The organism is Streptomyces sp. NPDC093065, assembly GCF_044754585.1.
Classification (GTDB): Bacteria; Actinomycetota; Actinomycetes; order Streptomycetales; family Streptomycetaceae; genus Streptomyces.
Map to the genome: position 1 here is coordinate 154,259 of NZ_JBIVPJ010000006.1, position 22,088 is coordinate 176,346.

15 protein-coding genes and 2 pseudogenes are annotated in these 22,088 nt (G+C 71.6%); 10 read left to right on the forward strand and 7 right to left on the reverse strand.

Annotation, left to right across the window (positions count from 1 at the left end; genetic code table 11):
- Nucleotides 1-499: 499 nt before the first annotated feature.
- From ACIQFU_RS13190 to ACIQFU_RS13200, 3 genes are all read left to right on the forward strand, one after another.
- Nucleotides 500-3,421, forward strand: coding sequence for a glycoside hydrolase family 48 protein (locus ACIQFU_RS13190; protein ID WP_402551107.1), 2,922 nt, complete (start codon nucleotides 500-502; stop codon nucleotides 3,419-3,421).
- A 279-nt stretch (nucleotides 3,422-3,700) separates the two neighbouring features.
- A complete protein-coding gene (locus tag ACIQFU_RS13195; protein ID WP_402551109.1) occupies nucleotides 3,701-6,367 on the forward strand; it encodes a cellulose binding domain-containing protein in 2,667 nt (888 codons plus the stop codon).
- Between the two features lie 281 nt (nucleotides 6,368-6,648).
- A complete protein-coding gene (locus ACIQFU_RS13200; RefSeq protein ID WP_402551110.1) occupies nucleotides 6,649-7,089 on the forward strand; it encodes a peptidase inhibitor family I36 protein in 441 nt (146 codons plus the stop codon).
- Between the two features lie 58 nt (nucleotides 7,090-7,147).
- On the opposite strand, the gene ACIQFU_RS13205 is transcribed toward ACIQFU_RS13200, so the two are convergent.
- The 3 genes from ACIQFU_RS13205 to ACIQFU_RS13215 all read right to left on the reverse strand — a co-directional run bounded on the left by ACIQFU_RS13205 (nucleotide 7,148) and on the right by ACIQFU_RS13215 (nucleotide 10,163).
- Nucleotides 7,148-9,040, reverse strand: coding sequence for a rhamnogalacturonan lyase (locus tag ACIQFU_RS13205; RefSeq protein WP_402551112.1), 1,893 nt, complete (start codon nucleotides 9,038-9,040; stop codon nucleotides 7,148-7,150).
- A 72-nt stretch (nucleotides 9,041-9,112) separates the two neighbouring features.
- Nucleotides 9,113-9,853 (reverse strand): class I SAM-dependent methyltransferase, encoded by a 741-nt coding sequence (locus ACIQFU_RS13210; RefSeq protein ID WP_402551114.1) that lies wholly within the window; start codon nucleotides 9,851-9,853, stop codon nucleotides 9,113-9,115.
- Nucleotides 9,854-9,857: 4 nt separating this feature from the next.
- Nucleotides 9,858-10,163, reverse strand: coding sequence for a 4a-hydroxytetrahydrobiopterin dehydratase (locus tag ACIQFU_RS13215; RefSeq protein ID WP_402551115.1), 306 nt, complete (start codon nucleotides 10,161-10,163; stop codon nucleotides 9,858-9,860).
- Nucleotides 10,164-10,265: 102 nt separating this feature from the next.
- Between ACIQFU_RS13215 and ACIQFU_RS13220 the strand changes: the two genes are divergently transcribed.
- Entirely contained in the window at nucleotides 10,266-11,084 is an 819-nt protein-coding gene (locus ACIQFU_RS13220; RefSeq protein ID WP_402551116.1) for a helix-turn-helix domain-containing protein, read from the forward strand.
- Here ACIQFU_RS13220 and ACIQFU_RS13225 read toward each other — a convergent pair.
- Complete coding sequence (locus tag ACIQFU_RS13225) at nucleotides 11,066-11,491, reverse strand: hypothetical protein (RefSeq protein WP_402551117.1); 426 nt, start codon at nucleotides 11,489-11,491, stop codon at nucleotides 11,066-11,068. The genes ACIQFU_RS13220 and ACIQFU_RS13225 overlap by 19 nt on opposite strands.
- Nucleotides 11,492-11,719: 228 nt before the next feature.
- On the opposite strand from ACIQFU_RS13225, the gene ACIQFU_RS13230 reads away from it, so the two are divergent.
- The 5 genes from ACIQFU_RS13230 to narI all read left to right on the forward strand — a co-directional run bounded on the left by ACIQFU_RS13230 (nucleotide 11,720) and on the right by narI (nucleotide 19,300).
- On the forward strand, nucleotides 11,720-12,583 hold the full coding sequence (locus ACIQFU_RS13230) for a helix-turn-helix domain-containing protein (RefSeq protein ID WP_402551119.1): 864 nt from the start codon (nucleotides 11,720-11,722) through the stop codon (nucleotides 12,581-12,583).
- A gap of 208 nt (nucleotides 12,584-12,791) precedes the next feature.
- Nucleotides 12,792-16,487 carry a nitrate reductase subunit alpha gene (locus ACIQFU_RS13235; RefSeq protein ID WP_402551121.1) on the forward strand — a complete coding sequence of 1,232 codons (3,696 nt, stop codon included), beginning with the start codon at nucleotides 12,792-12,794 and terminating at the stop codon, nucleotides 16,485-16,487.
- Entirely contained in the window at nucleotides 16,487-18,082 is a 1,596-nt protein-coding gene (gene narH, locus ACIQFU_RS13240; RefSeq protein ID WP_402551122.1) for a nitrate reductase subunit beta, read from the forward strand. Before ACIQFU_RS13235 ends, narH begins: the two co-directional genes overlap by 1 nt.
- A gap of 4 nt (nucleotides 18,083-18,086) precedes the next feature.
- On the forward strand, nucleotides 18,087-18,581 hold the full coding sequence (gene narJ, locus ACIQFU_RS13245) for a nitrate reductase molybdenum cofactor assembly chaperone (RefSeq protein ID WP_402551124.1): 495 nt from the start codon (nucleotides 18,087-18,089) through the stop codon (nucleotides 18,579-18,581).
- On the forward strand, nucleotides 18,578-19,300 hold the full coding sequence (gene narI / locus ACIQFU_RS13250; protein WP_402551126.1) for a respiratory nitrate reductase subunit gamma: 723 nt from the start codon (nucleotides 18,578-18,580) through the stop codon (nucleotides 19,298-19,300). The genes narJ and narI overlap by 4 nt, the downstream gene beginning before the upstream one ends.
- 12 nt (nucleotides 19,301-19,312) lie before the next feature.
- Here narI and ACIQFU_RS13255 read toward each other — a convergent pair whose 3' ends face one another.
- Entirely contained in the window at nucleotides 19,313-19,738 is a 426-nt protein-coding gene (locus ACIQFU_RS13255; RefSeq protein ID WP_402551128.1) for an OsmC family protein, read from the reverse strand.
- Nucleotides 19,739-19,823: 85 nt separating this feature from the next.
- A pseudogene (locus ACIQFU_RS13260) lies at nucleotides 19,824-20,051 on the reverse strand (hypothetical protein); the annotation flags it as partial.
- Here ACIQFU_RS13260 and ACIQFU_RS13265 point away from each other — a divergent pair.
- A pseudogene (locus ACIQFU_RS13265) lies at nucleotides 20,048-20,269 on the forward strand (hypothetical protein); the annotation flags it as partial. The pseudogenes ACIQFU_RS13260 and ACIQFU_RS13265 overlap by 4 nt on opposite strands.
- 327 nt (nucleotides 20,270-20,596) lie before the next feature.
- Here ACIQFU_RS13265 and ACIQFU_RS13270 read toward each other — a convergent pair.
- Entirely contained in the window at nucleotides 20,597-22,039 is a 1,443-nt protein-coding gene (locus tag ACIQFU_RS13270; RefSeq protein ID WP_402551129.1) for an amino acid permease, read from the reverse strand.
- Between the last annotated feature and the right edge of the window lie 49 nt (nucleotides 22,040-22,088).

Here is a 22,088-nt window from a genome sequence, read left to right on the forward strand (position 1 = left end):
GTGGGGGTGCTGCTGTCGTCCGGGGCCGCGCGTCCCTCGGCGCGGCCCGCTGCCGATCGGCATGGGGGTGCCGTCGTGATCGGAGGTCAGGAACGGCCCGCGGGCACGGCGGTGCCGCCCGCGGGGTGAGCGATCCGGCACACGGGCCGGCCAGGCGTCGGACACGTAGCGGCCACGGCTGCGGCGACGGCTAAAAGTCCTGAACGCGGAGGGTGGAACGGGGGGTGGCGCATGAGCGACTCCTTGCAGTTCGGACACGCCGTGACGGACGCGTCGACTGATGGAACCGCTCCCACTGGTGCAGCGAAGGTAGCGCCAAGTGACGGCAAAGAACAGAGGAGTTACCGACTTTCTGCCGGCCGGCACTGTCGAATCTTTTCGACTCTCCACACATCTTGACCGCACCAGGCACCCTCTCCACTATGGGAGCGCTCCCACTGGTTCAAGGCTTGTTGCTCCTCCCCCACCCCTCCCCGAGCCGCAAGGAGGAACCAGCACCATGCACCCCGGACACAGACACAGACGCCGCACCGCGCGGCGATGGTGGACCGCCGCACTGGCGGCCCTGGCACTCCCCCTCACGATGCTGGGTACAGGTTCGACTCCCGCCCAGGCGGCCGCACTTCAGTGCAGCGTGGACTACAGGACCAACGACTGGGGCTCCGGCTTCACCGCCGAGCTGGCACTGACCAACCGGGGTACCGACGCCATCGACGGCTGGACGCTGACGTATTCCTACGCCGGTGACCAGAAGCTGACCAACGGCTGGAACGGCAGCTGGTCCCAGTCCGGCCGGAACGTCACCGTGAAGAACGCGTCGTACAACGCGCGGATCGCCGCCGGGGCCGCCGTCTCCACCGGCGGACAGTTCACGTACAGCGGCGGCAACGCCGCGCCGACGGACTTCGCGGTCAACGGCACCTCCTGCACCGGCGCGCACCAGCCGCCGATCACGGTGCTGACCAGCCCGGAGGCGGGCGCGGTGTACTCGCGGGGCGAGGCGGTTCCGCTGGCGGCCACGGCGGCCGCGGCCGACGGCGCCACCATCGGCAAGGTGGAGTTCTACGACGACACCACCCTGCTGGGCACCGACACCAGTTCGCCGTACACCTACTCGGCCTCTGGTTTGACCGTGGGCAGTCATTCCCTGGTGGCGAAGGCCTACGACAGCACGGGCGCCTCCGCGGACTCGACGCCGGTCGGCATCACGGTGGCGGCGGGACCGACCGTCGTCGCCTCGCCGAGCCAACTGGGCGTCCAACAGGGCGAGTCGGGATCCTACGAGGTCAAGCTGTCGGAGCAGCCGACGGCGAACGTGACCGTCACGACCTCCCGCGCGAGCGGCAACACGGGCCTGACACTGACCGGCGGCGCGAGCCTCACCTTCACGCCCTCCGACTGGGACACCGCCCAGCGGGTGACCGTCTCGGCGGACGCCGCCGGCAGCGGCTCGGCGGTCTTCGAGTCGACGGCTCCCGGCCACGGCAAGGCCACGGTCACCGTGACCCAGCTGGCGGCCGCGAAGGACTACGACGCCCGGTTCCTGGAGCTGTACGGCAAGATCACCGACCCGGCGAACGGCTACTTCTCGCCGGAGGGCATCCCGTACCACTCGGTCGAGACGCTCATCGTCGAGGCCCCGGACCACGGCCACGAGACCACGTCGGAGGCGTACAGCTATCTGCTGTGGCTCCAGGCCATGTACGGCAAGGTGACCGGCGACTGGGAGAGGTTCAACAACGCCTGGGAGATCATGGAGACGTACATGATCCCCACCCACGCCGACCAGCCCACCAACTCCTCGTACAACGCCTCGAAGCCGGCGACCTACGCCCCCGAGCTGGACACGCCGAACGAGTACCCGGCGCCGCTGGACGGCACCGTGCCGGTGGGCTCGGACCCGATCGCCGGTGAGCTGAAGTCGGCGTACGGCACGGATGACGTGTACGGCATGCACTGGCTCCAGGACGTGGACAACACCTACGGCTACGGCAACTCGCCCGGCAACTGCGAGGCGGGCCCCGCGGACACCGGCCCGTCCTACATCAACACCTTCCAGCGCGGCGCGCAGGAGTCGGTGTGGGAGACGGTGCCGCAGCCGACCTGCGACGCCTTCGAGTACGGCGGGAAGAACGGCTACCTCGACCTGTTCACCGGTGACGCCTCCTACGCCAAGCAGTGGAAGTTCACCAACGCCCCGGACGCCGACGCGCGTGCCGTGCAGGCCGCGTACTGGGCGGACGTCTGGGCCGGGGAGCAGGGCAAGGCCGACGAGATCTCCTCGACCCTCGACAAGGCCGCGAAGATGGGTGACTACCTGCGCTACGCCATGTTCGACAAGTACTTCAAGAAGGTCGGCGACTGCGTGGGGCCGTCGAGCTGCCCGGCCGGCACCGGCAAGGACTCCTCGCACTACCTGCTGTCCTGGTACTACGCATGGGGCGGCGCGGTCGACACCTCGGCGGGCTGGGCCTGGCGCATCGGCTCCAGCCACACCCACGGCGGCTACCAGAACCCGCTGGCCGCGTACGCGCTGAGCACCGACGCCGACCTGAGGCCGAAGTCGGCGACGGGCCAGTCCGACTGGGTCAAGTCCCTGGACCGGCAGGTGGAGTTCTACCGCTGGCTGCAGTCGGACGAGGGTGCCATCGCGGGCGGCGCGACCAACAGCTGGGCGGGCCGCTACGCGACGCCGCCGGCCGGTACGCCGACCTTCTACGGCATGTACTACGACGAGAAGCCGGTGTACCACGACCCGCCGTCCAACCAGTGGTTCGGCTTCCAGGCGTGGTCCATGGAGCGGGTCGCCGAGTACTACCAGCAGAGCGGTGACGCCGGTGCCAAGGCGGTCCTGGACAAGTGGGTCGACTGGGCGCTGTCGGAGACGACGGTCAACCCGGACGGCACCTTCCTGATGCCGTCGACGCTCCAGTGGTCGGGGCAGCCCGACACCTGGAACGCCTCGTCCCCGGGTGACAACGGCGACCTGCACGTCACGGTCGCGGACTACACCAACGACGTGGGGGTGGCGGCGGCCTACGCCAAGACCCTGACCTACTACGCCGACCGCTCGGGCGACACGGAGGCGGCCTCGACCGCCAAGGCTCTGCTCGACGGCATGTGGGAGAACAACCAGGACGCGCTCGGCATCGCCGTCCCGGAGACCCGCGCCGACTACAACCGCTTCGACGACGGGATCTACGTCCCGGGCGGCTGGAGCGGCACCATGCCGAACGGCGACACGGTCGACGCGTCGTCGACCTTCGCCTCGATCCGCTCCTTCTACCAGGACGACCCGGCCTGGTCGAAGATCGAGAGCTACCTCCGGGGCGGTGCCGCGCCCACGTTCACGTACCACCGGTTCTGGGCCCAGGCGGACATAGCCCTCGCCATGGGTTCGTACGCGGAGCTACTGGAATAGCCCCCGCGAGGCGCTCCGCGGGTTGGGCGGTTCGTTTTCGGCTGCGGGCTGGGTGTGGCTGGTCGCGCTCGCGCGGCGGTAGCCGCAAGTCGATACGGCCCCGCGCCCCTTCCAGGGGCGCCGTGGGCACCGCTTCTTCCCCCGTGGCGCCTGACGGCTCCGCGTGCTCGGTCTCGTCACCGGACGACGGGACCAACCGACCGGGCGGCCCCTGCCCACGCCTGGGGCCGCCCGGTCCTCGCATGTGTTCTGTTCCTGACGGAAGGACGGTTCCACACCGTGCGAAGAACCCGGACACTCACCGTGCTGCTGGCCCTCGCGGCCGGCCTGCTCGCGGGCAGCCCGCCGAGCGCGCCGGCGGCCGAGGCCCCGAAACCGGCGGTCTCCGCCGACGGCTACACCTGGAGGAACGCCCGCATCGACGGGGGCGGCTTCGTCCCCGGCATCGTCTTCAACCGCACCGAGAAGGACCTGGCCTACGCCCGTACCGACATCGGCGGCGCCTACCGCTGGCAGGAGTCGTCCCACACCTGGACGCCGCTGCTCGACCACGTCGGCTGGGACGACTGGGGCCACACCGGTGTGGTCGGTGTCGCCTCCGACTCCGTCGACCCCGACCGGGTGTACGCGGCGGTCGGCACGTACACCAACGACTGGGACCCGACGAACGGCGCGGTGCTGCGTTCCGCCGACCGCGGGGCGACCTGGGAGAAGACGGACCTGCCGTTCAAGCTGGGCGGCAACATGCCGGGCCGCGGGACGGGCGAGCGTCTGGCCGTCGACCCGCACGACAACGACGTCCTGTACCTGGGCGCACCCAGCGGGCACGGCCTGTGGCGGTCCACCGACGCGGGCGTCACCTGGTCCGAGGTGACGGCCTTCCCGAACCCCGGGAACTACGCGCAGGACCCGGCCGACACGTCCGGCTACGCCTCCGACAACCAGGGCATCACGTGGGTCACCTTCGACGAGTCCACGGGCGGCGGCGCGGGCGCGGCGACGGGGACCGTCTACGTCGGGGTCGCCGACAAGGAGAACGCGGTCTACCGCTCGACGGACGCGGGCGCGACCTGGGAACGGCTCGCCGGCCAGCCCACGGGCTACCTGGCCCACAAGGGCGTGCTGGACGCGGAGAACGGCTACCTGTACCTCGCGTACAGCGACACGGGCGGCCCGTACGACGGCGGCAAGGGCCGGCTGTACCGGTACGCGACGGCGACCGGCACCTGGACGGACATCAGCCCGGTGGCGGAGGCGGACACGTACTACGGCTTCAGCGGCCTGACCGTGGACCGGCAGCACCCGGGGACGGTGATGGCGACCGCGTACAGCTCGTGGTGGCCGGACACGCAGATCTTCCGCTCGACGGACAGCGGCGCGACGTGGACCCAGGCGTGGAGCTACACGTCGTACCCGAACCGCGAGAACCGCTACACGATGGACGTGTCCTCGTCCCCGTGGCTCACCTGGGGCGCGAATCCGACGCCGCCCGAGCAGACGCCGAAGCTGGGCTGGATGACGGAGGCGCTGGAGATCGACCCGTTCGACTCGGACCGGATGATGTACGGCACGGGCGCCACGATCTACGGCACAGAGGACCTGACCGCCTGGGACGACGAGGGCGGCACGTTCACGGTCGAGCCGATGGTGCGCGGCCTGGAGGAGACGGCGGTCAACGACCTGGCCTCGCCCCCGTCCGGCGCCCCGCTGCTCAGCGCCCTGGGTGACGTCGGAGGCTTCCGGCACACGAGCCTGACCGAGGTCCCGTCGATGATGTACACCTCGCCGAACTTCACCTCCACCACGAGCCTGGACTTCGCGGAGACGAACCCGGACACGGTGGTCCGGGCCGGCAACCTCGACTCGGGCCCGCACATCGCGTTCTCCACGGACAACGGTGCCAACTGGTTCGGCGGCACCGACCCGTCGGGGGTGAGCGGCGGCGGCACGGTCGCGGCGGGCGCGGACGGCAGCCGCTTCGTGTGGAGCCCCGAGGGCACCGGTGTCCAGTACACGACGGGCTTCGGCACGTCATGGCAGGCGTCGACCGGCATCCCCGCGGGCGCGGTCGTCGAGTCCGACCGCGTGGACCCCGCCACCTTCTACGGCTTCAAGTCCGGGAAGTTCTACGTCAGCACGGACGGCGGCGCGACCTTCACCGCCTCGGCGGCGGCCGGCCTGCCCGCCGGTGACAGCGTGCGCTTCAAGGCGCTGCCCGGCGCCGAGGGGGACGTCTGGCTGGCCGGCGGGGCGGCGGACGGCCCGTACGGCCTGTGGCACTCGACGGACGGCGGCGCGGCCTTCACCAAGCTGACGAACGTCGACGCGGCCGACACCGTCGGCTTCGGCAAGGCGGCCCCGGACGCCGCCTACCAGACCCTGTTCACCAGCGCGGAGATCGGTGGCGTCCGCGGCATCTTCCGCTCCACCGATGCGGGCGCGACCTGGACCCGCGTCAACGACGACGCCCACCAGTGGGGCTGGACCGGCGCCGCCATCACCGGTGACCCGCGGGTGTACGGCCGGGTGTACGTCGCGACCAACGGCAGGGGCGTCGTCTACGGCGACACGGCGGGCGGCGACGGCGGCACCGACCCGGGCCCCGGACCCGATCCGACACCCACCGGCGCCTGCGAGGTCACCTACACGGTCACGAACCAGTGGTCCGGCGGCTTCCAGGCGGACGTCCGGCTCACCAACACGGGCACGTCGGCCTGGAACGGCTGGTCCCTCGACTGGTCGTTCGCCGGCGGCCAGCGGGTGACCCAGATGTGGAACGCGGAACACACCCAGTCCGGCACGTCGGTGACGGCGAGGAACGTGGCCTGGAACAAGGGCGTCGCCCCCGGCGCCTCGGTGAGCTTCGGCTTCACCGGCGACTGGTCGGGGGCGAACGCGGAACCGGCCTCGTTCACGCTGGGCGAGGGGAGCTGCGCGGTCGGCTGAGACCGAGAGAAGGCAACCGCACCCCCGCCCTACTGCCGTGGCAGAGGCGCGGGGGTGCCGTTGCACTCGGGTCGGTTTCTACGGAACAGACAAACGAGGAAGACCCGTCCGCCCAGCAGGGCCAACGAGCGAGTCACATCCGCGATCCCCACCCGGTCTAAGAGTTGACGATCCCTCGTCGATCGCGGAGGCCCACGATGTGGGCACCTCCGCCCAAGCACACAAGGAACGCTCGACAGCCGGACCGGATCCGGACGGGCCCAACCTGGAGGAAACGCCTCATGGGTATGCTCAGAAACCCACTCACCGGCGCGACGGCAAGTCTCGCATTGACCCTTGGCGTCATCGGCGCCTTCGCCGGCAGCGCAGCTGCCTCCACGGGTGACGCCGGCGCAGCGGCCAACACGATCACCGTCTGTGTGAACGCAAATGGAGGCGGCTGCGCGCCCGGCACTGCGACCACGGTAAGTGACGCTCTCAAGCAGCTCGGCCGCGGGTTCCAGGACAACATCTCGTCCATCACCAATCCCACCCCCACACCGATCTGCTTCTACGAACACAACAACTTCCAGGGTCGCGGCGTTGCGGTGCCGCCTGGCTCAGGCATCAACAACCTCGCGAACGTCTACGTGGGTGGCTCGAGCATGAACGATGTCATCTCTTCATGGAGGCCCATGGGCGGCGGTGGTTTCCCGCCGCCACCGCCGGGGGCCTCCTGCTGAACACGTGGATGACCCTGCCGACCGGGCAGGGTCATCCGCACGACCAAGGCGCCGTGCGTCACGGCGTGTAGATCGTCGGCCTCGGTGCCGCCGTCATGCCGCCGCCGATGAAGAAGCTCGGGTGCGGAGGCTGGTTGTAGGCCGTGTTCTGCCAGGCCAGGGCCGTGCGGTACTGGGTGTCGTGGAGGAGGGTGGTGATGCGGGTGTCCGTGTCGTAGGGGGTGGAGTAGATGCGCAGCGCCGTGTTGTTGGACGTGCGCCAGACGACCTCCTCGCGCCAGTCGCCGAGGATGTCGCCGGCCAGGACCGGGGTGGCCTTGGTGCCGTTGTTGGAGGCGACGCCGGAACCGGTGAGCAGGCGGGTGTCGCCGGACGTGCCGTACTTGTCGACGTGGGTGCCGTCGAGGAGTTCGCGGACGGTGTCGCCGTCCCACCAGGCGAGGAAGTTGGTGCTGGAGGGCTTGCGGCTGTTCACGACGGTGCCCTTGGGGTTGCGGATGCCGCTCTCGGCGGACGACCAGGACTCGGCGCCCGCGCTGCCCGCCCAGATGTCTCCGGAGACGCCGCGCCCGTTGTCGCCGCTCGCGCCGGTGGACCAGAGGATCTGGCCGGTGCGCGCGTCCGCCATGTACGACGAGGGCTTCGAACCGTCCTCGTCGACCTTGAACTCCTCCAGGCCCGCGCGGGACGGGTCGAGGTCGCCGACGTGCATGGCGTCGCCGTGGCCGTTCTTCGTGGTCCACAGGGCGTAGCCGTTGTCGTCGACGGCCATCGCGCCGTAGACGATCTCGTCCCGGCCGTCGCCGTCGACGTCCGCGACGGACAGCTGGTGGTTGCCCTGGCCGTCGTAGCCCTTGCCGCTGTTGGTGGAGGAGTTGGTGTCGAAGGTCCAGCGGCGGGTGAACCGGCCGTCCCGCCAGTCCCAGGCCGCGATCACCGTGCGCGTGTAGTAGCCGCGCGCCATGATCACCGAGGGGCGGGAGCCGTCCAGGTACGCCGTGCCGGCCAGGAAGCGGTCGACGCGGTTGCCGTAGGAGTCGCCCCAGGAGGAGACCGAGCCCCGGGCGGGGACGTAGTCGACGGTGCCCATGGCCTTGCCGGTCTGGCCGTTGAACATGGTGAGGTACTCGGGGCCCGTGAGCACGTAGCCGCTCGAGTTGCGGTGGTCGGCCGAGGAGCTGCCGAGGACCGCGCCGGTGCCGTCCCTGGTGCCGTCCGCGGTCTTCATGGCGACCTCGGCCTTGCCGTCGCCGTCGTAGTCGTACACCTGGAACTGGGTGTAGTGGGCGCCGGAACGGATGTTGCGGCCCAGGTCGACGCGCCACAGGCGGGTGCCGTCGAGGCGTATGCCGTCGACGACCGTGTTGCCGGTGTAACCGGACTGGGAGTTGTCCTTGGCGTTGGTCGGCTGCCACTTGAGGACGATGTCGAGCGCGCCGTCGCCGTCGAGGTCGCCGACGGAGGCGTCGTTGGCCTCGTAGGTGTAGGAGACGCCGTCGGGGGTGGTGCCGCCGGCCGGCGGGCTGATCGGTACGTCCTTGTAGCCGGCGCGGAACTGGACGGCGTGGACGGAGTCGCCCTGCTCGGTGCCGTTCACGACCGCGCGGACCGTGTAGTCGGCCTGGGCGGGGGCGCCGGCGTGGAAGAAGGTGGTGGAGCCAGTGACCGGGCTGGAGTTGACCTTCGTGCCGGCCCGGTACACGTTGAAGGCGACGTTGTCCGGGTCGGTGCCCAGCCAGCGCCAGCCGACCAGGTTGCCGTCGCCGGTGTGGACGCTGACGACACCCCGGTCCAGGGCCTCCACCTGGCGTGCCGTGGCGGCCTGGGCGGTGTCGGGGGCCAGCGTGGTCAGGCCGGCGCCGAGGAGCGCGGCGGCGAGGGCAGCGGCCACGGCGAGTGGGCGTCTGCGGTGGGCGCGGGGGGCATGGGGGCGGGTGTGGGGGTGCCTCACGGGTCGGACCTCCTGAGGGGCGGACGGTTTCCGCCCCTCAGTCGCCGCCCGGGGCTGCCGGGTTGCCGCCCCCTAGGGCTTCTTGAACGCCGCGAGGGTGAAGACGGGGTCGGCCCGTGGCCGGTCCTGGTCCGGCAGGGCGGCCAGGCGTGCGGCGAACTCCTCCGCGAGCGGTTCGCCCGGCGGCAGCGTGACGAACCAGCCGCGCCGCAGGTCCGCGACCGTCCGGCGAGGGCTGCGGCCCTGGCCGTGGCCGGTGAAGCGGGCCCCGCCCGCCGGGACCAGGCCGTGCTCGCGGGCGTACGCCTCGACCAGGCGGGCGGCGTCGTGCGCGGTGCCGGCCGGGCGGGCGGCGAGCACGGCGTCGATGTCGCTGCCCACGTTGTGCGAGGCGCCCTTGTCCACCGTGGTCACGTACACCCCGCCGGGCCGCAGTACCCGGGCGCACTCGCCGACGACCGCCCGCGCGTTGCGGGCGCCGCCGGTGAGGTGCAGCAGCCACACGCTGGAGACCGCGTCGAACTCCCCGTCCGCGAAGGGCAGTCGGCGGCTGTCGGCGAGCGCGACGGCACCGGGCAGCCGGGCGGCGGCGCGGCGGGCCATGGCGGGGACGAGGTCGACACCGGTCACCCGCAGGCCGTCGCGTCCGGCAGCGACCCGCCGGGTGACGATGCCGGTGCCGCACCCCACGTCGAGCAGCCGGCGGGCCTGTCGCGGCACCAGGCTCAGTACGGCCTGCGCGGCCGCCGCGGCCCGGGGCTCACCGCCGCGGGACTCGTCGTACCGCTCCGCTTCCTTGTCGTAGTCGAGCACACCGTCAGTGTGCCCCGTGACCGGCGGCCAGGTCCTCCACCCTGCGGGCGAGCTCGACGTCCTTCCCGGTGACGGCGCCGCCCGCACTGTGGGTGTGCACGGCGAGGGCCACCGTGTTGTAGCCGAGGGTCAGGTCGGAGTGGTGGTCCAGTTCCTCCTGCACCTGCGCGATGTGGACGACCATCGCGGTCGCCGCGAAGTGGGAGGCGAGCCGGTAGGAGCGGGTGAGGCGGCCGGCGTCCAGGGACCAGCCGGGCAGCCCGGCCAGCCGCTCCTCGATCTCCTGCGGCGACAGCGGTTCGACGGGCATGTGCTGCGCTCCTTCGCTGGTGGTGCTCGACGGTCGGGTTCGTTTCAGCCTGCCACAGCGGGGCCGCCGCGGCGCGGCCCGCCGTCGACTACCGTTCGGGGCATGACCGCACTCGTGCCCGGCACCGCCCCCGCGACCGACCGGGGTGTGGGCCCGCTGCTGCGGGCCTGGCGGGAGCGGCGGCGGGTCAGCCAGCTCGAGCTGGCGCTGCGCGCCGACTCCTCGGCCCGGCACATCAGCTTCGTCGAGACGGGCCGCTCCCGGCCGAGCGAGGAGATGGTGCTGCGCCTCGCCGAACACCTGGACGTCCCCGTGCGCGAGCGCAACGCGCTGCTGCTCGCGGCCGGTTACGCCCCGCGCTACCCGGAGACCCCGCTGGACGATCCCGCGCTCGGCGCCCTGCGCGAGGGCATGGAGCGGCTGATCCGGGGATACGAGCCGTATCCGGCGCTGGTCGTCGACGGGACGTACCGGGTGCTGGCGGCCAACCGGGGGATCACGATGCTCATGGACGGGGTCGCCGAGCACCTGCTCGCGCCGCCGCTGAACGCGATCCGGCTGACGCTGCACCCCGAGGGCCTTGCGCCACGCATCCGCAATCTGCGCGAGTGGCGCGGGCACCTGCTGGAGCAGATGGGGCGGCAGATCGCCCTGCACCGCTCACAGGCGCTGCGGGAGCTGTACGAGGAGGTGGTGGCGTATCCGGTGCCGGAGACCGCGCCGGGCACCGAGCCGGAGGAGCCGGTGCCGTACTTCGCGCTGCCCATGCAGATCGAGCACGAGGGACATGTGCTGTCGTTCATCTCGTCCATCTCCACCTTCAACACCCCGATGGACGTGACGGTCGCCGAGCTGGCCATCGAGACGCTGCTCCCGGCCGACCCGGCGACGGTCAAGCACCTTCAGACCCTGCTGCCCTGAATCACCCTCAGGGCGCCGTACTGAACCAGCGCGAACCCGGTGACGACGGCGGCCTGGAGCACCGTCCACACCGCTCCGGCCGTGGTGGGCGTGAGCCACAGGGCGAGCGCGACGAGGCTGACGGCCGCCCAGGCGAGGTTGGCCTCGACGACGGCCCGCACGGCGAGCGCCGGGGGCCGGGGACGGGCGGCCAGCAGGCCCACGCACCCGGCGTACACCGCGAGGAACGCGCCGAGGGCGAGGAGCAGCCCCGAGCCGGCGCCGAGGTAGCGGCCGAGCGGGCCGGACAGGGCGAGGTAGGCGAGCGCGTTGGCGCCGGTCACCGCCGCGTCGAGGGCCAGGAAGCGGCGGAGCATGAGCCGCGGTTCGGCCGTACGGGCGAGTGCGGCAAGCTGGTGTGTGGACATGGCGAGTCACCCTCCGTCGGGTCGGACATGCTGGGACGGGCCGGTTCCCGGTCCGGAGTGCGCCGGACCGGAACCCGGTGGCTCCACGATCCCGTCCGGCACGGGCGGGGGTCGATTACCCGCCGGGTAATGCGTCCGGTCCGGGAAAGATCCACGAACACCCCTGTGAGACCGGCAGAGGAACATGACAGACTGCGGTGAGACTTGGGCGCGTTGGGGAGGCGTGGCGTGAGCGAGCGGCGGGCCGCACCCACCGTGGGCCAGGTGGTCCTCGGCAGACGGCTTCAGGAACTGCGGGAGAGAGCGGGCCTCAAGCGCGAGGAGGCCGCCAAGGTGCTCCGGGTGGCCCCGGCGACCGTGCGGCGCATGGAGATGGCCGAGGTCGCGCTGAAAATACCGTACGTCCAGATACTGCTGACGGCGTACGGAGTGGCCGCCGACGAGGTCTCGGCGTTCGTGGCGCTCGCCGAGGAGGCGAACCAGCCGGGCTGGTGGCAGCGGTACCACGACGTGCTGCCGGACTGGTTCAGCCTGTACGTGAGCCTGGAGGGGGCGGCGCGGATCGTCCGTTCCTACGAGCCGCACTTCGTCCCCGGGCTGCTGCAGACCGAGGACTACGCGCGATCGGTCCTGGAGGCCGGGACCATCGGCAACGCGGGCGCGGACGCGGTGGAGCGGCACGTGTCGCTGCGCATGGAGCGCCAGCGCCTCCTCGACCGCGCCGATCCGCCCCACCTGTGGGTGGTGATGGACGAGACGGTGCTGAAGCGGCCGGTGAGCATCCACGGCCGGGTGATGCGCGAGCAGCTGGACAAGCTGCTGGAGTTCGCCGCCCGGGACCGGGTGACGCTCCAGGTCGCCGAGTTCGAGGACGGGCCGCACCCCGGGACGTACGCACCGTTCACCCTGTTCCGGTTCGCGGAGCCGGAGCTGCCCGACATGGTCTTCACCGAGTACCTGACGGGCGCCCTGTACCTGGACTCCCGCACCGAGGTCTCGGCGCACCTGGAGGTCCTGGACCACATGACGGCGCGCGCCGCCTCGACCCAGCGCACCGAGAAGATCCTCCGGGAGTACCGCGAGACCTTCTGACCGGCGGCCGGACCCGGAGGACGTGGCGGCCCAGGCCGAGGGCATCGTGCCGGTGTACGCGGGGGTGGCCCGCAAGGCCCCGAGCCGCACGTCGGGCAGCCCCCTGACCCGTACGGGCGCCGCGAACGGGTGCGCTCCCGCGCCCGGCCCTAGGTTCGGGAACCAGGGCCCGGCGAGCACCCGGCGCCGGGTGAGCAAGGGAGCGCACGTGACCGACACGCGGACACCGCCCACCGAGCCGGGCGCGGCGCTGCTGCGCGCGGGACGGTTCTTCCGGCCGGGCACCGCCGCACCCGACCTGCACAGCATCGGGCTGGTCGGCGGCCGGGAGTCGGACGCCTTCTACCGGGACCGCTGGAGCCACGACAAGGTCGTCACGTCGACGCACGGCGTGAACTGCACGGGTTCGTGCCGGTGGAACGTGTTCGTCAAGGACGGCATCATCACCTGGGAGACCCAGGCCACGGACTATCCGTCGGTCGGTCCGGACCGCCCCGAGTACGAGCCGCGCGGCTGCCCCCGCGGTGCGGCGTTCTCCTGGTACACGTACTCGCCGACCCGGGTGCGCTATCCGTACGTGCGCGGTGTGCTGCTGACGATGTACCGCGAGGCGAAGGCCCGGCTGAAGGACCCCGTGCTGGCCTGGGCCGACATCCAGGGCGACCCGGAGCGCCGCGGGCGCTACCAGCGTGCGCGCGGCAAGGGCGGTCTGGTCCGGGCGAGCTGGGACGAGGCGGTGGAGATGGTCGCCGCCGCGCACGTGCACACGATCCGCGCCCACGGCCCCGACCGCGTCGCGGGCTTCTCCCCCATCCCCGCGATGTCGATGGTGTCGCACGCGGCGGGGGCCCGCTTCCACTCGCTGATCGGCGCGCCGATGCTGTCGTTCTACGACTGGTACGCCGACCTGCCGGTGGCGTCCCCGCAGGTCTTCGGCGACCAGACGGACGTGCCGGAGTCGGGCGACTGGTGGGACGCGGCGTACCTGATCATGTGGGGCACGAACGTGCCGGTGACCCGCACGCCGGACGCGCACTGGATGGCGGAGGCCCGCTACCGGGGCCAGAAGGTGGTCGTGGTCTCGCCCGACTACGCCGACAACACCAAGTTCGCCGACCAGTGGCTGCACCCGCACCCCGGTACGGACGCCGCGCTGGCGACGGCGATGGGGCACGTGGTCCTCAAGGAGTTCTTCGTCGACCGCGAGACCCCGTTCTTCGACGACTACGTGCGCCGTTTCACCGACCTCCCGTTCCTGGTGACGCTGACCGAGCGGGACGGCGCGTACGTCCCGGACAAGTTCCTGCGCGCCGCCGACCTGGGGCAGGGCGGCGACGACGCCCGCTGGAAGACGGTCGTCCTGGACGAGGCGACGGGCCGCGCGGTCGTCCCGAACGGCTCGCTGGGCTTCCGCTGGAACGACGCCGACCGGGGGAAGTGGAACCTGGACCTGGGCGACGTACGCCCCCGGCTGAGCCTGCACGGCCACGCCATGGCGTCCGGCGTGGAGGTGCTGCTCCCCCGATTCGACACCGAGGGCGGCCCGCACGGGCAGGGGCGCGGTGACGTGCTGCGGCGGGGTGTGCCGGCGACGCGGCTCGGCGGGGCGACCGGTCCGCTGGTGACGACGGTCTTCGACCTGATGCTGGCCCAGTACGGCGTGGCGCGGCCGGACCTGCCGGGCGACTGGCCGGCGTCGTACGAGGACGCGGAGGCGCCCGCCACCCCCGCCTGGCAGGAGACGCACACCTCGGTCCCGGCGGCGGCCTGTGTGCGCATCGCCCGGGAGTTCGCGCGGACAGCGGAGCGGTCCGAGGGGCGCTGCATGATCCTGATGGGCGCCGGCACCAACCACTGGTTCCACTCCGAGACGATCTACCGGGGCTTCCTCGCCCTGCTCCAGCTCACCGGCTGCCAGGGCCGCAACGGCGGCGGCTGGGCGCACTACGTCGGCCAGGAGAAGTGCCGTCCGGTGACGGGCTGGGCGTCCCTGGCCGCCGCGTCGGACTGGTCGCGCCCACCGCGCCAGGCGATCGGCACCGGGTACTGGTACCTCCACACCGACCAGTGGCGCTACGACCGTTTCCGCGCCGACGTGCTCGCCTCGCCGCTGGGCGAGGGGCGGCTCGCGGGGATGGCGGGCGCGGACTGTCTCGCGCTGTCGGCGCGCACCGGCTGGATGCCGTCGTACCCGACCTTCGACCGCAACCCGCTGGAGCTGGGCGAGAGCCTGGGCGACCCGGTGGCGAACGCGGTGGCCGAACTGCGAGCGGGCACCCTGAAGTTCGCGGGCGAGGACCCGGACGCGCCGGAGAACTGGCCGCGGATCGTGACCCTGTGGCGGGCCAACCTGCTCGGCTCGTCCGGCAAGGGCGCCGAGTACTTCACCAGGCACCTGCTGGGCACCCAGTCCTCGCTGCGGGCCGAGGAGGCGGCGCCCGGCGAGCGGCCCCGGGACGTGGTCTGGCACGAGCAGGCACCCGAGGGAAAGCTCGACCTGCTGCTTTCGCTGGACTTCCGGCACACCTCGTCCACGCTCCTGTCCGACGTGGTGCTGCCGGCCGCGACCTGGTACGAGAAGCACGACCTGTCCAGCACGGACATGCACCCCTACGTGCACGCCTTCTCCCCGGCGGTGGACCCGCCATGGCAGGCCCGCACCGACTTCGACACCTTCAAGCTCCTCGCGGAGAAGCTGAGCGAGCTGGCCGAGGGCCGTCTCGGGGTGCGCAAGGACCTGGTGGCGGCACCGCTCCAGCACGACACACCGGGCGAGATCGCCCAGCCGGGCGGTGTCGTACGGGACTGGCGGCGCGGGGAGTGCGAGCCGGAGCCGGGGAGGACCATGCCGAACCTCGTCGTCGTGGAGCGCGACTACACGGCGATCGGTGCCAAGTTCGCGGCGCTGGGCCCGCTGGTGGAGGCCAAGGGGCTGCCCGCCAAGGGCATCACGCTGCGGCCGGACGAGGAGGTGGCCCGGCTGCGGGACCTCAACGGCACGGTGCACGGCGGCCCGGCCGACGGACGCCCGGCGCTGGACACGGCGGTGAAGGCGGCCAACACCATCCTGTCGCTGTCCGGCACCACCAACGGGCGCCTGGCCACCCAGGGCTTCCACACCCTGGAGGCGAAGACCGGGCAGGAGATGGCCCACCTGGCCGCCGAGCACGAGGGCAAGCGGATCACCTACGCCGACACCCAGGCGGCGCCGGTGCCGGTGATCACCTCTCCGGAGTGGTCGGGCAGCGAGGCGGGCGGGCGGCGCTACACGGCGTTCACGCTCAACACCGAGCACCTCAAGCCCTGGCACACCCTCACCGGCCGGCAGCACTTCTTCGTCGACCACGACTGGATGCACGAGCTGGGCGAGGCACTGCCCGTGTACCGGCCTCCGCTGGACATGCACCGGCTGTTCGGCGAACCGCAGCTCGGTCCCGACGGGCACCGCGAGGTGACGGTCCGGTACCTCACCCCGCACAACAAGTGGTCGATCCACTCCGAGTACCAGGACAACCTGTTCATGCTGGCGCTGTCCCGCGGCGGTCAGACCATCTGGATGTCCGCCGAGGACGCGGCGGCGATCGGGGTCGCGGACGACGACTGGATCGAGGCGGTCAACCGCAACGGCGTGGTGGTGGCCCGCGCGATCGTCTCGCACCGCATGCCGCCCGGCACGGTCTTCATGCACCACGCCCAGGAACGCACGGTCAACGTCCCGCTCACGGAGACGACCGGGAAGCGCGGCGGCGTCCACAACTCACTCACCCGTCTGCTCCTCAAGCCGACCCATCTCATCGGCGGCTACGCCCAGTTGTCCTGGGCGTTCAACTACCTGGGCCCGACGGGCAACCAGCGCGACGAGGTGACGGTGATCCGGCGCCGCTCCCAGGAGGTCGAGTACTGATGCGCGTCATGGCACAGGTGGCGATGGTCATGAACCTCGACAAGTGCATCGGCTGCCACACCTGTTCGGTCACGTGCAAGCAGGCGTGGACCAACCGGCGGGGCATGGAGTACGTCTGGTTCAACAACGTGGAGACCCGCCCCGGACAGGGCTACCCGCGCCGCTACGAGGACCAGGAGAAGTGGCAGGGCGGCTGGGAGCTGAACCGGCGTGGCGCGCTGCGGTTGAAGGCGGGCGGCCGGTTCAGGAAGCTCGCCGGGATCTTCTCCAACCCCAGGCTCCCGGAGATCAAGGACTACTACGAGCCCTGGACGTACGACTACAAGAACCTCACCGACGCGCCGCTCGGCACGGACTACCCCGTCGCGCGTCCGATCTCGCAGCTAGACGGCAAGCCCATGAAGATCGGCTGGTCCTCGAACTGGGACGACAGCCTGGGCGGTGCCCCCGCCTACGGCGACCTGGACCCGATGGTGGAACGCACGCGTCGACAGGCCTCGGAGAAGGTGCGGTTCGCGTACGAAGAGACGTTCATGTTCTACCTGCCGCGCATCTGCGAACACTGCCTCAACCCGTCGTGCGTGGCCTCGTGCCCGTCCGGGGCGATGTACAAGCGCTCGGAGGACGGCATCGTCCTTGTCGACCAGGACCGCTGCCGGGGCTGGCGGATGTGCGTGACCGGATGCCCGTACAAGAAGGTGTACTTCAACCACCGCACCGGCAAGGCCGAGAAGTGCACCTTCTGCTACCCGCGCATCGAGGTCGGCCAGCCCACCGTCTGCTCGGAGACCTGCGTGGGACGGCTCAGGTACCTGGGGGTGGTCCTCTACGACGCCGACAAGGTGACCGGGGCCGCCGAGACGCCGAACGAACGCGACCTGTACGAGGCCCAGTTGGGCGTCTTCCTCGATCCGGAGGACCCGGAGGTGCGGCGGGCCGCCGAGGAGGCGGGGATCCCGTTCGACTGGATCGAGGCGGCCCGGCGCTCCCCCGTGCACGCCCTGGTGAGCAGGTACCGCGTCGCGCTGCCCCTGCATCCGGAGTACCGCACGATGCCGATGGTCTGGTACATCCCTCCCCTGTCCCCGGTCGTCGACGCACTGACGGAGACCGGGCACGACGGCGAGGACGCGGACAACCTGTTCGGCGCGATCGACACGCTGCGCATCCCGCTGGAGTACCTGGCCGAACTGTTCACGGCCGGAGACACCGGGCCGGTGCGGGCGTCCCTGGAGAAGCTGGCGGCGATGCGCGCCCACATGCGGTCGGTCAACCTCGGCGAGGACCCCGACCCGGCCGTCTGCGCGGGCGTCGGCATGTCCCCCGAGGAGGTCGAGGAGATGTACCGGCTGCTGGCGATCGCCAAGTACGAGGAGCGATACGTGATCCCGACGGCAGCCGTCGGGGATGCGCACCGGCTGGAGGCCTCCGCGCTGCCGGACACCTGCAGCCTGGACACCGACGGCGGGCCGGGCATGGGCGGCGACGGACCGTTCGGCCAGGACTCGGGGCGCAGGCGGCTGCCGCTGGTGCCGGTGGAGAACTTCCACATCCTGCGCAGGCGGCAGACCGCGGACGACGAGAGGGAGGTCTGATCCGATGCCCGGCTTCGAGGTGCTGTACCAGGCGGCGGCGCTCTGTCTGACGTATCCCGACGACGACTTCCGCACCCGGCTGCCCCTGCTGCGCGAGGCCGCCCCGCAACTGCGCGGCTTCACCGACCACGCGGCGGCGACCGGGCAGGACGAACTCCAGGCGCACTACGTCGAGGTCTTCGACTTCAGGAACCGGCACAGTCTGTACCTGAGCTGGTGGACCGACGGCGACACCCGCAATCGCGGGATGTCCCTGGTCCGTTTCAAGGAGCTGTACCGCGCGCACGGTCTGGAGTTCACCGGCGAGGAACTGCCGGACTTCCTCCCGGCGGTCCTGGAGTTCGTCTCGCGCACCGGGGACCTGACCATGCTCACCGAGCACCGCGACGCCCTCGACCAGCTGCGCTCCCGGCTCACCGCCTTCGGCACGCCCTACGCGTGCGTCCTGGACGCCGTGTGCGCCACCCTGCCGCCCGCACCCACCGGAGCCCGCCGATGAACGTCTTCCTGTGGGGCGTCCTGCCCTACGCCGCCTTCGCGCTGCTGATCGCGGGTCTCGTCTGGCGGCACCGCTACGACCGCTTCGGCTGGACGACGCGCTCCTCGCAGGTCTACGAGTCCAAACTGCTCAACATCGCATCGCCGGTCTTCCACTACGGCATCCTCTTCGTGCTCGCCGGCCATCTGATCGGCCTGTTCGTCCCGGCGTCCTGGACGCAGGCCGTCGGCATCAGCGAGCACGCGTACCACCTGTTCTCGCTGTACGGAGGCACCTTCTCCGGGGTCCTCGCGGTCGCGGGCATCGGCATCCTGATCTACCGGCGCCGCACCAACGCGCCGGTCTTCCGGGCCACCACGGCCAACGACAAGCTCATGTACGTCTTCCTGCTCGGCGCCCTCCTGCTGGGCATGATCGCCAAGCTCTCCGACACCTCCGGCAACGGCTACGACTACCGGAGCACCATCGCTCCCTGGTCGCGCAGCCTGTTCACGCTGAATCCGAAGACGGAGCTGATGGCGGGCGTGCCGGTGCTGTACCACGTGCACGCCGTGGTCGGCATGGTGCTGATCGCCCTGGTGCCGTACACCCGTCTGGTGCACATGTTCAGCGCGCCCCTGCAGTACCTGACCCGGCCGTACGTGGTCTACCGGTCGCGCGACCCCAGGCAGCTGGGGCCGCGCCCGGACCGGCGGGGCTGGGAGCGCACGGGCTCCTAGCGCCCTGTCCCGCTAGGCCAGCTTGGCCGACAGGGTGATCGTCGTGCCGGTCAACGCCTGGCTGACCGGGCAGTTCTTCTTGGCGTCCTCGGCGGCGGCGACGAACGCGTCCTCGGTGAGACCGGGGACGGTGCCCTCGACGGTGAGGTGGATGCCCTTGATGCCCTCGCCGGGCTGGAAGGTGACGTCGGCGGAGGTGGTGAGCTTGGTGGGCGGGGTGCCGGCGCCGGCCAGGCCGTGCGACAGCGCCATGGAGAAGCAGCTGGAGTGGGCGGCGGCGATCAGCTCTTCCGGGCTGGTCTTGCCGTTCGCCTGCTCGGCGCGCGACGGCCACGACACCGGCTGCTCGCCGATGCCGGACGAGTCGAAGGTGACGACACCGTTGCCCTCGAGCAGGTTGCCTTCCCAGACGGTGTGTGCGGAGCGCGTGGTTGCCACGGCGGTTCCTCTCGAATTCTCTTGCTGTAGCTGGGCGGTGGGAGCCCGGCGGCCGGGTCCCACCCCCATCCGATCACACTCCGGCTCAGCTCACCCGGAAGACCGGCCCCCGGGACGTGAACGGCAGCCGCGCGCCCTGCGGGATCAGGCAGGCGTCCTCGCGCCGCACCCGCAGGACGGCGCACCAGCCGTCGGTGACGACGAGGACCGGCGCGGTGGGCGGAGAGTCGTCGGCGCGCAGCAGCAGGTCGACGCCGGGCTGCAGGACGGTGCCGCCGCGTCCGTGCACCCGCACCCGGCCGGCGATGTCGCACCACGTCCACCGCCCTCGACCTCGCGGGCGGCCGCCGCGACGACATGCTGGGCGGCCCCACCCGCCTGCACCCCTGGCAGCAGGCCCTGAGCTGGTTCGTCTCGTCGTACCCGCCGCTCGGCGGCATCGCGTCGGGCATCACCCTCGCCGCCGACACCGAACTCGCACGCACCCACGGCATCTCCGTCGCCGCCTCCTACGCCGAGGCCCGCGACGTGTGCGCCGCCCGTGTCGTGTTCTGCGACGCCGCGCCGCACGGCGCCGGATACCTGCCCGTGACGGAGGGTCAGGGCTCACGCTCCCCCACCTGAACGGCGTGGGAGGGACCCCCACCAGGCCCGGCGAGTCGGCGTAGTTCCTCACCAGCGAAGACTTGCCGATGCCGGGTGTGCCCCACAGGGACACCGGCCGCACGGTGGCGAGGCGAGCAGCAGCTCCGGGAGCCGGGCGGGAGTGACGGTGACGGCTGCCTGCACGCAGGGGCTGGTTCGGGCCGGGAGGCGACCGGCCCAGTGTGCGTGCCCTCGTGTCCCCGCCCAACCGAATTACGGTGCGGTGGGGCCCTCGGCTCGGCGCCTGCGGGCCGCCATCACCGCGTACACGAGCACGCCCGCGAACAGGAACAGCACGCCCTGGTAGACCGCCGTGTACCCGGCGCCCGCGACCAGCCACAGCGAGAAGGCCGCCGCGACCGACGCGATCACCCCGTCCCGGACCAGGCGCGCCCGGTCGACCCTCTCGCCCTGTCCGGAGAGCAGGTGGAAGAGCTGGGCGGCCGTGGCCAGCAGGTAGGGCACGGTGGCGGTGAAGGTGGTGACGAGGACGAGGACCTCGAAGACCTTGGCCGAGCCGGACGTGTAGTTGTACACGGTGAGCAGGGAGGCGAGGACGACGGTGACGCCGACGCCGACGGTGGGCACCCCGCGCCGCCTGCGCGCGAACGCGGCCGGGAAGAGACCGTCCTTGGCCGCCGCGTACGGGGTCTGGGCGCTGAGCAGGGTCCAGCCGTTGAGGCAGCCGGTCATCGAGACCAGGGCGGCCAGGGCGACGGCCCAGCCGCCCCAGGCGCCGCCGAACATGGCGTTCACGGCGTCCGAGAAGGGCGCCGAGGAGGTGACCAGGCGGTCGTGGGCGACGGTGCCGAAGACCGCGAGGGTGCCGAGGAGGTAGACGAGGGCGGCGCCCGCGGTGCCGATGACGGTGGCCCGGCCGACCGTGCGGCGGGGGTCCTTGACCTCGCCGGCGCTGACGGCGGCGGACTCCACGCCGAGGTAGGAGAAGAGCAGGATCGCGGCGGCGGCGGAGACGGCACCGATGCCGCTGGAGCCGGTGGCGTTGAACGGGCCGAGGTTGTCGCCGTCGAAGAAGAACAGCCCGCCGACCGCGACGAGCAGCAGCGGCGCGAACTTCAGCACGGTGGAGACGAGCTGGACGGCGCCGACGTAGCGGGTGCCGGCGAAGTTGGCGAGGGCGGGCAGCCACTGGACGACGAGGGCGGCCAGGCACGCGGTCCAGCGGTGGTCGTTCACCGGGATCAGGACGTCGAGGTAGCCGACGGCGGCGACGGCGAGGGCCGCGTTGGACACCCAGGTGGTGATCCAGTACGCCCAGGCGGCGAGGAAACCGGCGAAGTCGCCGAAGGCCCCGCGGGCGTAGACGTAGGGGCCGCCGGTGCGAGGGTCGCGGGCGGCGAGGCGGCCGAAGACCAGGGCCAGCGCGATCGCGCCGACGGTCAGGACGCCGAAGGCGAGCAGGCTGATGGTGCCGAACGGGGCGACGGAGGCCGGGAGCAGGAAGATGCCGCCGCCGATGATGTTGCCCATGACCAGGGCGGTGGCGACGGGGAGCCCGAAGCGGCGGGCGTGCCGGGTGCCACCGGGTGCCGAGTCGTCGGCGGGAGCGGGGTGGTCGGTGTGTCCGGTGTCGGGGGCCGCGGGGTTCTCCTGCGGTTCCGGAGCCGGTGGGGGGACGGTCCCGGTGACGTGCATGGGATGGTGCGCCTCTCATGGAACGGGGCCCGGGATCGCCGGACCCGCC